The 14,132-nt window shown below is 45.7% G+C and carries 8 protein-coding genes; 7 read left to right on the top strand and 1 reads right to left on the bottom strand.

What is annotated here, in order from left to right:
- The first annotated feature begins 53 nt into the window (after positions 1–53).
- From J2Y43_RS33255 to J2Y43_RS33225, 7 genes are all read left to right on the top strand, one after another.
- Positions 54–4,373 carry a CusA/CzcA family heavy metal efflux RND transporter gene (locus tag J2Y43_RS33255; protein WP_291036818.1) on the top strand — a complete coding sequence of 1,440 codons (4,320 nt, stop codon included), beginning with the start codon at positions 54–56 and terminating at the stop codon, positions 4,371–4,373.
- A 3-nt stretch (positions 4,374–4,376) separates the two neighbouring features.
- Positions 4,377–5,681: an efflux RND transporter periplasmic adaptor subunit gene (locus J2Y43_RS33250; protein WP_291036820.1), complete on the top strand. Its 1,305-nt coding sequence runs from the start codon at positions 4,377–4,379 to the stop codon at positions 5,679–5,681.
- A gap of 79 nt (positions 5,682–5,760) precedes the next feature.
- The gene (locus J2Y43_RS33245; protein WP_291036822.1) at positions 5,761–7,779 is read left to right on the top strand and encodes a heavy metal translocating P-type ATPase; all 2,019 of its coding nucleotides are present in this window, start codon (positions 5,761–5,763) and stop codon (positions 7,777–7,779) included.
- Positions 7,776–10,013, top strand: a complete 2,238-nt coding sequence (locus J2Y43_RS33240; protein ID WP_298936343.1) for a T9SS type A sorting domain-containing protein — start codon at positions 7,776–7,778, stop codon at positions 10,011–10,013. Before J2Y43_RS33245 ends, J2Y43_RS33240 begins: the two co-directional genes overlap by 4 nt.
- A 164-nt stretch (positions 10,014–10,177) precedes the next feature.
- On the top strand, positions 10,178–11,065 hold the full coding sequence (locus J2Y43_RS33235; RefSeq protein ID WP_291036826.1) for a DUF2279 domain-containing protein: 888 nt from the start codon (positions 10,178–10,180) through the stop codon (positions 11,063–11,065).
- 120 nt (positions 11,066–11,185) lie between these two features.
- The gene (locus J2Y43_RS33230; protein ID WP_291036828.1) at positions 11,186–11,941 is read left to right on the top strand and encodes a phosphatase PAP2 family protein; all 756 of its coding nucleotides are present in this window, start codon (positions 11,186–11,188) and stop codon (positions 11,939–11,941) included.
- A gap of 59 nt (positions 11,942–12,000) precedes the next feature.
- Complete coding sequence (locus J2Y43_RS33225; protein WP_291036830.1) at positions 12,001–12,888, top strand: bestrophin family protein; 888 nt, start codon at positions 12,001–12,003, stop codon at positions 12,886–12,888.
- Between the two features lie 337 nt (positions 12,889–13,225).
- On the opposite strand, the gene J2Y43_RS33220 is transcribed toward J2Y43_RS33225, so the two are convergent.
- Positions 13,226–13,948 carry a ZIP family metal transporter gene (locus J2Y43_RS33220; protein WP_291036832.1) on the bottom strand — a complete coding sequence of 241 codons (723 nt, stop codon included), beginning with the start codon at positions 13,946–13,948 and terminating at the stop codon, positions 13,226–13,228.
- Between the last annotated feature and the right edge of the window lie 184 nt (positions 13,949–14,132).

Here is a 14,132-nt window from a genome sequence, read left to right as displayed (position 1 = left end):
TCCCTAAACGGGGAGTGTAGACTATTTCTGCACACTTTTCATGTTATTTTCAAATGCTGGATAGAATCATTCATTTTTCGATCCGCAATAAGCTTATCGTAGGTATTTTTACCCTCGGACTTATTGCGTGGGGCCTATGGAGCGCGTCACAGATCCCTGTGGACGCGGTGCCCGACATTACCAATAATCAAGTTCAAGTTATTACCCTCACCCCTACCCTAGCTGCACAGGAAACTGAGCAGTTGGTTACTTACCCCATTGAGCAAAGCCTGGCAAATCTGCCTGATCTTGTAGAAATGCGGTCAATATCTAGGTTTGGGTTATCGGTAATTACAGTCGTTTTTGAAGACGACATCGATATATATTTTGCCCGTCAGCTTATCACCGAAAAGCTGAAAGAGGCAGAGCAGAAAATCCCTAAAGGCCTCGGAACACCGGAACTTGCCCCGGTTAGTACAGGCCTTGGGGAGATTTATCAATATGTTATCCACCCCAAGAAAGGTTCCGAAAATAAATACACGGCCATGGACTTGCGAACGATGCAAGATTGGATCGTTGCACGTCAACTTTATGGAACCAAAGGGGTGGCAGAAGTAAACAGTTTCGGTGGTTTGCTTAAACAATATGAGGTCGCGGTCAACCCCCAGAAGCTAAAAGGGATGAACGTAACGATTGCGGATATCTTTAATGCGCTCGCTAAAAATAATGAAAATACAGGAGGAGCGTATATTGACAAGAAGCCAAATGCTTACTTTATCAGAGGTATTGGACTTGTTTCATCACTGGATGATATAAGCAAAATAGTCATCAAAAACGTTAACGGTGTTCCTGTACTAGTGCGCGACGTTGCCTTAGTACGTTTAGGCAATGCCGTTCGCTACGGATCAGTGACTTTTAATGGAGAGAAAGAGGTGGTAGGTGGCATTGTTATGATGCTCAAGGGCTCCAATAGCGCCGCGGTCGTCGAGCGGGTAAAAGCTAAAATGCAGACCATTAAAAAGTCATTGCCCGCAGATGTAGAGGTAGAGGCATATTTGGATAGGACGAATCTTGTTGACCGCGCGATCAACACTGTTAAAACGAACTTGATAGAAGGCGCACTGATCGTTGTGTTTGTTCTGGTGCTTTTCCTGGGCAACCTGCGCGCGGGATTAATCGTTGCTTCGGCCATACCGCTAGCCATGCTTTTTGCCTTGGGTATGATGAACACATTTGGTGTATCGGCTAATCTAATGAGTTTGGGAGCGATTGATTTCGGGTTAATTGTAGATGGGGCGGTAATTATCGTAGAGGCCGTGCTACATCATTTGGCGCTCCGAAAGACAACCGAAAAGCTTACCCAGGACGAAATGGACCAGGAAGTATTCGAATCTGCTTCAAAGATCCGTAGTAGTGCGGCCTTTGGCGAGATCATCATCATGATCGTATACATCCCAATTCTATCCCTTGTTGGTATTGAGGGCAAAATGTTCAGGCCCATGGCAGAGACAGTATCATTTGCCATCCTTGGTGCATTAATTCTGTCACTGACCTATATTCCAATGATGGCGGCGTTGGTATTGCCGAAATCTATTTCGCACAAAAAGACGCTTTCCGATAAAATGATGGACCGCATTCAGGCAGCTTATTTGCCTATACTTGCCTGGGCGATCCGCTTCCGCATTGCAATTGTAGCAGCAACTGTAAGCGTCTTCGCCATTGCTATTTTCTTTTTTTCAAGAATGGGCGGTGAATTCATCCCCCAACTCGAGGAAGGGGATTACGCATTCCACTGTATACTACCCCAGGGCACGTCGCTTTCTCAAAGCGTTGAGACATCGATGCAAGCCAGCAGGATCATTAAATCCTTTCCTGAGGTAAAAATGGTTGTAGGAAAAACTGGTAGCGCAGAAGTTCCGACCGACCCCATGCCTCCTGAAGCGACCGACATTATGGTTGTGCTTAAACCGAAGGATCAATGGACAACTACGGAAAGCTATACTGAGCTGGCAAGGATGATGCAAGAAAAGCTGGAAGCAATCCCAGGGGTATTCTTTGAATCCAACCAGCCTATCCAGATGCGTTTTAATGAGTTAATGACAGGTGTCAGACAAGATGTCGCCATCAAAATATTTGGTGAAAATATCGATACACTGGCTTCACTTGCTCCAAAAGTTGCCCAAGTAGTGCAATCTGTCCAAGGATCGACCAATCCCCAGATTGAGCGGACAACTGGGCTCCCCCAGATTACCATTCAATACGATCGAGCCAAAATCGCGGCATATGGTATGAATATTGAAGATATCAATCGGACGGTTAGAACTGCATTTGCCGGGGAGGCTGCGGGTGTAGTTTTTGAAAATGAACGTAAGTTTGATCTAGTGGTACGCCTCGATAGTGCTAACCGGGCTTCCATAGAGGATGTGAGTGATCTTTTCGTGGCGATGGACAATGGGACACAGATTCCGCTTTCCCAGGTAGCTTCAATATCCTTTAAGGAGGGTCCTGCTCAAATCAGCCGCGAAGACGGCAAGCGGCGAATAGTTGTCGGTTTCAATGTGCGTGGTCGTGATGTACAAAGCGTAGTGCAAGACATTCAAGGAAAGCTTTCAGCCGCTAATTTGCTGCCCACAGGGTACTATTATACTTATGGCGGTACATTTGAGAACTTGCAAAAAGCCAGTGCTAGATTACAAATTGCAGTTCCAATTGCTTTGGCTTTGATCTTCCTACTGCTCTACTTCACCTTTGGCTCTTTCAAAGAATCGCTATTGATCTATACGGCGATCCCGATGAGCGCGATCGGCGGGGTGTTTGCGCTGATGCTTAGAGGTATGCCATTTAGTATTTCGGCAGGTGTAGGTTTTATTGCACTCTTTGGAGTTGCTGTATTAAACGGAATAGTATTGATCAGTACTTTCAACCAGCTCGAAAAAAGTGGTTTTGATAAGCTCATACCTCGCGTTGTAGAGGGGACAAAAATGCGGCTCAGGCCTGTGCTTATGACTGCGACAGTGGCCTCACTTGGTTTTCTTCCGATGGCATTTTCGACAGGTGCCGGTGGTGAAGTTCAAAAGCCGCTGGCAACCGTGGTAATCGGTGGGCTAGTTACGGCTACGTTTCTGACGCTAGTTGTGCTGCCTTTGCTTTATATCCTATTTGAAAAGCCGAAGGGAAAGATATCGGGGGCGGCCGCAGCCATGCTTGCACTGTTCTTAATAACATCTGGAAACGCCAGTGCACAGGATAGTAGATCACCTGATCAACGCGTTCGGATCGAACAACTTTTGGATGCCAGTAAATCCAACCTCGAGCTGGAGGTGAACAGGAAGGCGGTTCGGCAAGGCGAATTTCAGGTCAAATCTGCCAGGCTAATTCCTAAAACTGGGATGTTTGCAGAAAACGAGGATCTCCGACCCTCAGATAGCCGTGGCATCTTAAAAATTGGCCTTTCTCAGACGCTTCCGTGGCCAGGGCTTTATAAAGCCCAGCGAAACCTTTACCAACAACAGCTTGAAGCCACCAAGGTTAACGGCGCGCTAATCGGGACTAACCTTAAAAGGGATATTCGCTCCGTTTATTACCAGCTATGGTATCTGCAAGACAGGGGTAAGCTCTTTCAAAGCTTAGATAGCATTTATACCGCGTTGAACCAGACAACTACGCTCAGGGTACGCACAGGCGATACGCCCGGGCTGGATAGCGTTGCCTCAAGTGCGCGTTCCCGTGAGTTGAAGGCCTTTATTGCCCAGACAACGAAAGATGTTCTAATTCAACAGAAGCTGTTGATGCAGTTATTAAATGTGCAGCAGCAGTATCTACCTGCTGACAGTGCGCTGCAGAAATTGCCGCTGCCTGAACCGATACAGCAATCCTCCCACCCGCTGATCGAGTTGCAAAAACAAAACGTCGCCATAGCTGATGCCAGCGTTTCTGTTGCCAGAAGTGAAAATAAGCCCGACTTTTCCGGCAGATTCTTTTCGCAGCGTTTATATGGTCTGAATAACCCGTTCAACGGATTTTCTGTGAGCGCAGCTTTCCCTATCCTGGGAGCGGGTGCGTACCGTAGCCGTGTGAAAGCGGCATCGGCCCAAGTTGACGTGCAGCAAAGCCAGCTTACATATACGCAGCAGGTTTTGCAGACGCAACTGGCCCAGACCCAACAAGAGGTCGAAAAAAACCTTTCTCTGTTGGCCTATTACGAAACTACTGGGCTTGCTCAAGCAGCTGAAATTATTAAATCGTCTACCCTTGCCTACCGGCAAGGGGAGATTAGTTTCGCCGAGTTGTCACAGTTTCTGACCCAGGCGATTGACATTCGTCGTAACTACCTGGATAGTCTGAACGCTTACAACCAGTCGGTTATTCAATTCAACTATTTTCTGAATCGATAAACAATGAAAAAGATATTAATTATAACCAGTCTGCTTATTTCCCTGTACTTTCTGGCGTCCTGTAAAAATGAAAAAACCGGGGAACAGAAGCAGGAGGGACAAACCGAGCAGGCTGCGGAAGAAGGTGAGCATGAAGAGCACGAGAACCCGAGTACAGCGAATTTGACTGCTGAACAAATTAAAAGCATTGGCGTGGAAATGGGCTCGATCGAAGAAAAGGAGCTAACTGCTGCACTCAAAGCAAACGGTACCCTGAAGGTCCCTAATCAAAACCGAGCTACCGTGAATACTTTGTACAGCGGGGTCATTCAAACTTTGAAAATTCAGCCAGGCGATAAGGTTAGAAAGGGCCAGGTTATTGCCACCCTTGCTAATCCAGATTTCATGCGTTTCCAGGAGGAATATGTGGCAGTAAGCGACCGCATTGCGCTGGCGGAGCTGGAATTTAACCGGCAGAAGGAGCTCTCGGCGGGGAATGCAGGCGCTTTGAAAAACTTTCAAACCGCTAATACGGATCTGAAAACGCTTCAAACCCGCCGAAATACGTTAGCTCAGCAAATCCGTCTAATGGGAATTGAGCCTTCACAGCTTAGCAGTGGAAAACTGGTTTCTGTTCTTTCAGTGAAAAGCCCCATTTCCGGCGTGGTGAGCAGCGTCAGTGCCCAAATTGGCAGTTATGTAGATTTGACTTCGCCCATCGCCGAAATCGTCGATAATAGTCAGCTTCATCTGGATCTGTTCGTATATGAAAAAGATCTCTCTAAGCTGCGTGAAAATCAAACCATCCACTTTACGCTTACTAATGCCCCAGGCCAGGAGTACGATGCCCAGATATTTTCATTGGGTTCCTCCTTTGAAGGAGAAAGTAAGGCTGTCTCGGTTCATGCGAAAGTCATGGGTAATAAATCTGGATTAATTGACGGCATGAACATTACGGCGGCAATTAGTCTTGAGAAAGCAAAAGTTCCTGCAGTTCCTACTGACGCAGTAGTTAACTATCAAGGTCAGGACTACATTTTTATCGTCACAGATCCGCACACAGAGGACGAGCATCACAAGGAATCTAGCAAGGATGCAGCATCAAGTCACCAAGAGGCAGAGCCACATGATCATAAGGCTGGTGAGTCGGGCGAGAAAGAGCCCGGAGTTACCTTTGAGAAGGTACCGGTTGCAAAAGGTACTTCCGATGTGGGCTATACAGAGATTACTTTGTTGAAGCCAATACCCCAAAATGCCAAAATAGTCGTCAAAGGAGCGTTTTTTGTTCTCGCTAAAATGACCAATGCTGGCGGCGAGCACGAGCATTAGTTGTAATTGGGCTGGCGGCCCTGTGTCGCCAGCTTTCAGCATATCACTATCACATTCTTAATTTAAAAAGCGGTTTCATATGGCAACTTCAAAAGAAACTTCCGAGGCAAGAAATCAGCATTCGAAAAAGGACCAGCATGACGAATCTGAGCATGGAGGAATATTCGGAAAAAATACAGAGCTAATTTTTAGTATAATTTGTGGTGTGTTACTCGCTACTGGTTACGGGCTCTCCTATACGGGTATGCAAGAAAATGTTTCCCTTGGCTTCTACATCGCAGCATATGTTTTTGGAGGTTTTTATACTTTGAAGGATGCCATTGAGGCCATTAGAGAACGAAAATTTGAAATTGACTCACTGATGCTGCTTGCAGCCATTGGGGCGGCAATTTTGGGGGAGTGGGCCGAAGGGGCTCTACTTCTGTTTTTGTTCAGCATGGGCCATGCATTGGAGCATTTCGCAATGGCAAAAGCGCGAAAGTCCATTGAGGACTTGACCAATCTAGCCCCTCCGGTTGCAACAGTTATCAGGGATGGAAAAGAAAGCGAAATAGGAATTGAGCAACTGGTCATTGGCGATCTGATCATTGTTAAACCCAACAGCAAGATACCTGCCGATGGTGTGGTTGTTAAAGGTCATGCTAGTGTGAACCAAGCCCCTATCACAGGAGAAAGTGTGCCGGTTGATAAGTCGCCGGTCGACGATCCTGAGAAAGACTATTCTAAGGATGCGTCTATTAAATCAGAGCACCGTGTTTTCGCGGGAACGATTAATGGAGCGGCGGCGCTGGAAATTAAGGTAATCAAAAAATCCAGTGATTCGACGATTTCACGACTTATCGAAATGGTCAATCAGGCAGAACAACAAAAGTCCCCGACCCAGCTTTTTACAGACCGCTTCGAGAAGTATTTTGTGCCATCGGTGGTCGTTCTAGTTGCAATATTGTGCTTCGCTTACGTTGTTATCGACGAACCTTTCAGCAAGAGCTTTTACAGGGCAATGTCAGTTTTGGTAGCAGCGAGCCCTTGCGCGCTGGCAATCTCCACACCCAGCGCAGTACTTAGCGGGGTAGCCAGGGCAGCTCGGGGCGGTGTGCTTATCAAGGGAGGAAGGCCATTGGAAGATTTGGGTAGGATTAGCTCAATTGCATTCGACAAGACAGGCACACTCACCGAAGGAAAGCCTGTCTTGACTAATGCTTTGCCATTAGGTGATGTCAGCGAAGAAGAGCTTTTAACTACTGCTATTGCTGTCGAAAAGCTAAGTGACCATCCATTGGCAGCGGCGATCGTGAAAGGTGCCAGTAAGAAGCTCGGCAATAATGACGTAAATGCTGCTGACAAAGTGCAAGCGGTTACCGGTAAGGGTGTAACAGCTGAGCTAAATGGTAGGAAAATCTCTATTGGCAATAAGGCTCTTTTTGAGCAGGATGGACATAACATCCCGGATCAAGCGCAAGAAATAGTAAAACGACTGGAAAAAGAGGGGCACACGTCAATGCTAGTCAAACGGGACGATGAATTTATTGGAATCATCTCGCTGATGGATGTACCCAGAAAGGAAGCCAAGGCAGTTCTTGATGCACTTTCAAGTATCGGTGTTAAAAAGATGATCATGCTCACCGGCGATAACCAGCAGGTAGCGGAAGCAGTAGCGAAACAGATCGGGATTACTGATGCTATGGGCAATTTGATGCCAGAAGATAAGGTGAAAGCTGTCAGTGAACTGGATAAGTCGGAAAATAGGGTCGCCATGGTTGGTGACGGGGTTAACGATGCGCCAGCTATGGCGAAAAGCACAGTTGGTATTGCTATGGGTGCGGCAGGGTCAGACGTTGCCTTGGAAACCGCTGACATTGCACTAATGGGTGATAAGCTGGAAAGTTTGCCCTTTGCGATCGGACTTAGCCGGAAATCACGGAAGATCATCCAGCAAAATCTTTGGTTTAGTCTCGGTGTGGTAGCGATCCTGATACCGTTGACCATTTCCGGTATTGCCAGTATTGGTCCAGCTGTCATGGCACACGAAGGCTCTACCCTCCTGGTCGTGTTTAATGCGTTGAGACTGTTGGCATATAAAAAGAAACCGTTCTCATGAAAATGGGACGTCACTGCTGGCTCCTACTATGTGTGCTATCATTAGTGGTCCATATTCCTGGTTTTGGTCAAATCTCTTGGTTTGTGCGAGATACATCAACGGTATTACTAAATGGCTCAAAATCGGCTAGTCTAGCATGGACAGGTGGGCTGAATGCTGCTCAATACCACAAAATGGATCTTGACGGCGACCAAACAGAGGATCTTGTAGTCTTTGACCGCACCAATGGCAAAATCAGTACTTTCGTAGCGGCCACTGACAACAAGGGTTTACAATTCTGGAAGTATGCACCGCAATTCGAGAGTCGATTTCCGGTCTTATATAACTGGATTTTTCTAGCAGATTATGATGGAGATGGCAGAAAGGATCTGTTTGCAAGCACCTCGTTAGGAGTTCAGCTTTACCGTAATGATCTTAGTCAAGGCAAATGGAACTGGAAACTAGTTAGAGATGCTCTGTATACCAAGGGCTATTCTGGCTTCCTGAATCTATTGATTTCTGGCTCTGATATTCCTGCTATCGTCGATCTGGACAATGACGGGGATCTGGACATCCTTGGATTTGATTATTCAGGAACTTTTATCGAGTTGCATCAGAATATGAGTATGGAGCGGTTTGGAGTGCCTGATTCGCTTGGTTCGGTGGCAAACCCGGTATTTGTGCGGAATGGGGATTGTTGGGGAGACTTCGCCAAGAATAGCGCACAGGATTATGTGTTGGGAATGGATTGCGGCGTCTCTCAAAACCCAGATAGCAGCGGCAGGGTCATGCATTCTGGAAACAGTATCCTGGTGGACGACCTGAATGGGGACGGCAAAAAAGACTTAATCGTCGGTCATATCAGTAGCACAGAATTGGGCATATTTTATAATGGAAGGCATGGTATTAATGCTGGGTTTACTTCATATCAAAAGACATTCCCCGATAAGAATCCGGTATCGATGCAGATTTTTCCAGCTGCATTTGTGGCAGACTTGGATTTTGATGGCATCAAAGACTTGGTAGTAAGTCCCAATCTCCCGTCTGGTGATGCTGGTCTGACAGATTTTGCTATTTCGAACTGGTTTTACCATAACGCAGCAAGCAACGATAGTGTAGATTTTAGGCTGGTGAGCAAGGCATTCCTGCAAGAGCAAATGCTGGATATTGGAGAAAATGCGGCACCCTCATTCTTTGATATTGACGGCGACTCCGATTTGGACCTAATCATTGGCACTGGGCCAATTGCGGGTGCGATTGGAATGCAAGGAAGTTTGTGGCTTTTTGAAAATATTGGAACCTCCAAAGCACCAATTTATCGAGCCATCCTGGATAACTATTTAGGAATCAACAATCTGATTAAGGGATACAACATTAGGCCTCAATGGGCGGATTTTGATGGCGATGGAACAGTTGATCTCGGTTTGGGTTTTTCAACTCCGCGAGGCTTGGGCTATGTATTTTTTCCCAACCGCTCCACACTTGGCGCAGCAGCGGACTTGCAGATGAGCAGAATGGTCACCTTATCGCTACCAGCTGATGCCAATAGCGGCGATTCTCCTTTTTTTGTTGATGCTGACCATGATGGGGATCTCGACCTTTTGTTGGGAAGTGTGCAGGGCAATCTTCGCTATTATAAGAACGACGGTACACCAATAAAGCCAGTATTTCGACTGCAAACTGAGAATTTGGCCGGAATTGCCCTGAGCTTCGAAAAAAGATATGTACACGCCCTGGCGGCAGATGTAGATTTGGATGGGGAGCTCGACTTGATCACCGTTGATTATTCGGGAAAGGTAAGAATCTACCACCAGGGCCCGTGGGGAGAATGGAAAAGAATAGATGAGCTAGTGTTAGATACGGGTAGCGGCGCGGTTGCTCCGGTGTTGGGGCGTATGCTTCAAGCAGCAGCTGCTGACTACAATGGTGATGGAAAGATTGACCTTGCTGTTGGAAGTAGTGCTGGTGGCCTGCAGCTCTTTGCCAACATCCTAGCAGTTCAACCACGGACTTCTGATCGGGACGCTTTGGTCGTATACCCCAATCCAGCCCGAGGCTATATCAGGGTCAATGTAAACATGAGTGGTAAATTAAAAATCCATAATGTTAAGGGACAGCAAGTCATACCCACGCAGGATGTTAGACAAAATGAACTTCGCCATATCAATGTGCCTAATTGGCCATCGGGTTTGTATGTAGTCAGTTTGGAAACCGAGCATGAGGTATTCTCCAAAAAAATAGCGCTTACGAATTAGGCTTGCATACAGTGTGACCAGCTCAGTTAGGGCAGGAAGAAATCACAATTTTTTTCAAACATCAATACGGCAACCGCATGCTGACAGGGAAGCTATATTCATGCGGTCGTAAAATCCAAAAGATGGTTATCACCCATTTTCAAATTCATAAACTGCCATTGCTCATGTCAATTTTCTTTCTGATCAGTTGGCAAAAGCGATTAAAAGCTCAACCCAACAAACGCCAAGAAGACAGCATAACTGTTGACAAAGCGAGCATTCAGAGACTGCGTTGGGTTCTGGCAGGTCAGGGGCTAGTCTACGGTGCGAGCACATACGGTCTCAGTAAATCTTGGTACAAGAACCCGCTAACAAATTTTCGTTTTCGGGACGATACAAGCGAGTGGCTTCAAATTGATAAGGTTGGCCATTTATACTCCTCATATCAGATTGCAAGACACAGCGAGGCGATTTATATCTCGACAGGAATTCCAAGAAAGAGAGCCATTTTGTATTCGGCACTCTCAGGAATCATGTTTCTGACTCCGATCGAGATTTTGGATGGATTCTCGCCTGAGTATGGATTTTCGCCCGGCGACATGATAGCTAACGTATTGGGTTCTTCTATATATGCTATTCAGATGTCCCTTTGGAACGAGCTCCGCGTAAACCCTAAATTTTCCTTTCATTACACTAGTCTCGCGGGGCTTAGGCCCGAGCTGTTAGGAAGCAGTTTATCGGATCGTTGGTTGAAAGATTACAATGGTCAGACGTACTGGCTATCTGCAAGTCCAGCCTCTTTTTTTGCCGGTAGCAAGTGGCCGGCTTGGCTGTGTGTTTCGCTTGGGTACGGGATCGGAAACACCATATCTGCAAATATTATCCAAAGTACTCAGATGGGGTACCTTCCGCATAGAGAATATTATCTGTCCCTCGATATCGACTTCGGGAAAATCAAATCTAAAAAAAAGTGGGTCAGGGTGGCATCTTTCCTTGCCAATTCAGTAAAAATCCCAGCTCCTACCCTATTTCTGTGCAAAAAATCATTTGGTGCACGTGCGCTGTATTTCTAATACGCTTGCTATCCTGCCAAGGCCCCGTCTGGGCATTACTCATTCGAAATAGTAATTGAAATGACAACATTTTTGACTTTAATGAAACGTACAAAGACAGAGGTAATATTGAGGCTCTTAATGACCACACTAATCGTGTTTAGCATCAGCTATGTTGGCTTTTGCCAGGATTCGACACGAATCGACAATCAGTACGCTATTGACTCAACGATTTTGAAGTCAGTCTATAAAAGGCGCTTGCAGCCATACATTCTTTCTGGATCACTCATTGCAGCGGGATCGATTACGTATGCGATTAAGCCGTTCAGAGAATTAGATTATGGGATACGGCACACAATTAATGATCTTCCCAAGTCCAGGCTGGAAATTGATGACTATACCCAATTTGTCCCGGCTGCGATGGTGTACGGCCTTAATCTCGTTGGATTGAAAGGTAAGCATGGTTTCTGGGACAGAACAGGGCTGTTGGCTTCTTCACAAATGATAACCGCAGCCTTTGTTTTACCTTCCAAGCGAATAATTGGGCGCACCAGACCAGATTACTCGGATAATTATTCGTTCCCGTCGGGACATGCCGCAGTGGCATTTACGTCGGCGCATTTTCTGTTCAAAGAGTATCGCGATACTAATTTTTGGCTAAGTGTGTCCGGATACCCCATTGCAATATTTACGAGCGTTTTCAGGGTGGTCGAAAGCAGACACTGGGTGAGTGATATTGTGACCGGTGCCGGTATAGGCATATTGTCAACCGAACTTGCTTATTTGCTTTATCCCAAGGCTATCAAATTGATAGGAAAGAAACAGAAGCATCGAGCTTTTTTCTCTCCCAGCATTGGTTCAAAAACTGTTGGATTTACCTTCTCAAAACAATTTTAACTTATCCACACATTTGAAGTGTAGATTGCTCCCCGTTCAAACAATAAACAATTGATGCTATGTTGATTAACAAAAAAATATCTATCAGCTACTTTCTGAACCTGATCAAATGGGATGTCCTGGCGATCACCTTCTATGCAAGTGTGATTGGGACACTTGATCATTTTTCTCTATTTAAAGAGTTTTCGATTCCATTGAATATTTCAGCATTAATTGGGACACTGGTCTCGTTGTTGCTTGCCTTTAGGACTGCCCAATCCTATGAGCGTTGGTGGGAAGCGCGTACAGTCTGGGGGGCGATCGTCAATGACAGTCGTACGTTAATCAGGCAGTTGATCCAGTTCTTGCCGCCAGACGAAAAAAAGCAAACTATACTTTCTGAATTCGCAGTCAGACAATCGATTTGGTGTTTTGCGTTGGCGGATAATTTGAGAAAAGTGTCACCTTCGCCGTTTGTGGCCGAATATCTGGATGCTAATAATCTACACGACAACCATCTCACTAATCAGCTACTGACCCGACACGCCGAAAGGCTGGGTGTGTTGGCAAACAAGTATAATTTGAATGCCATTAAGCAGGCTCAAATCGATAACACACTGGCCCGATTAACAGACTCGATGGGAAAATGCGAGCGTATCAAAAATACGGTGTTCCCGCGCGCCTATAGTCTATTAATTCATTTTTTGATTTACGTGCTGATGACAATCCTTCCTTTCGGGTTGGATGACAATCACGCTATCCTGGAAATTCTGATGGTGATTCTGGTTCCAGTGCTACTGATCGCGATTGAGAAAACTGCAATTGTCATGCAAGATCCGTTCGAAAATAGACCAACAGATACCCCTATGACAACTTTGTCAATAAATATTGAAAGAAATCTTTTGGAGATGGTATCGATGCCTGTTCCGCAAAGGGATAGTAAATCGGGGACTTATTACCTGCTTTGAGCCAATCCGTGGTTGTAGCTATAAGAGTGATGCATCGGCTTTGCTTTCTCTTGCCATTGCCGGGCACTAGTTTGCATATTATCTCTACTATCGGCGTATCGGTATGAGTTCAAAAAGCAGAAGGGTTATTCCCAATGAAAATAATCGGCACAAGCCAAGAAAATCACCGTATAGGGAATTTACAAAGATGCCAAAGCGACCAGCTGAGTCACTCTTGACCCGGCTGATGTATTTCATTTTAGCCATTGTGCTAGTCGGAGGAATACTGATCCTATTTAGGCACTTGATATTGCACTTCCTACTCTTCGAATGGCCAAAATAGTATCAAAAAACTACATTAGAGCATCATTCCCAAGATCATGAAGATTAGAAAGCCGGTAAAAAAGGATGTAGTAAACAGCGCGGTCTCCTTCTGCTGATGTGCTTCAACCAACAGTTCCTCGGTAACAAGGAACAGTAATGCCGCAGATCCAAAAGAAAGAATTAATTCAAGTACGTTCTCTGATGTATTGTGAAGTATTAGTAGTCCAGATATAGAGCCCAAAATAAAGATCGACGCTAGTCCAGAGAGTGTGAGATAGATTACTTTTCTCGAAGACGTCGATTCAAGGATCGATGTTACCGTAGCGATACCGAGCGATAGACACTCCAGGGCCAATGCCACCGCTAACAGTACTCCTTCTTTTTGTCCCGCTGCGAATCCGATACCCAATAGCATTCCGTCAATTAGCAAATCAATGCCGATCCCAATTATCACACCAATGGGGAATACTCGTCTGCTATCATTGTTTTTTCCAGACTCAATTTTTCCCGTCAAATTTTTGATTACTAGCATCGCAGCGACGCCACTCGAAAACCCAATAATGATCGATTTCGCATCGTGTATCTTGATCATATCAGGCAGCAGCTCAACGGCTACGACGGAAAACACTACGCCGGCCGCGAAGTGGAGGATAACGCTTTTTAAGGCGGTACTCGGTGGCTTAAGAAAGGCAATGACTCCGCCGATAAACCACAATAGTACGGGAATGAAAATAAAAATGATCTCCTTGTATGACATTTCTTACCGCTCAAATTTCAAGTACCTGTTACATACCAAGGCGAGCACGGCACTTAGCAAAATGCTAGAAATCATCGTTTGCGCCGATATGAATCCACCTTTCAGATGGTTGTCAATTATCATGCCGCTCCATATAAATAGGCATAATTTTAATGATATCAGGCGTTTTCCTAGATAGATACTG

This window comes from Dyadobacter sp. BE31, assembly GCF_031457695.1.
Classification (GTDB): domain Bacteria; phylum Bacteroidota; class Bacteroidia; order Cytophagales; family Spirosomataceae; genus Dyadobacter.
Note: the sequence above shows the minus strand (reverse complement) of the source record. Positions and strands in the feature narration are given on the sequence as shown.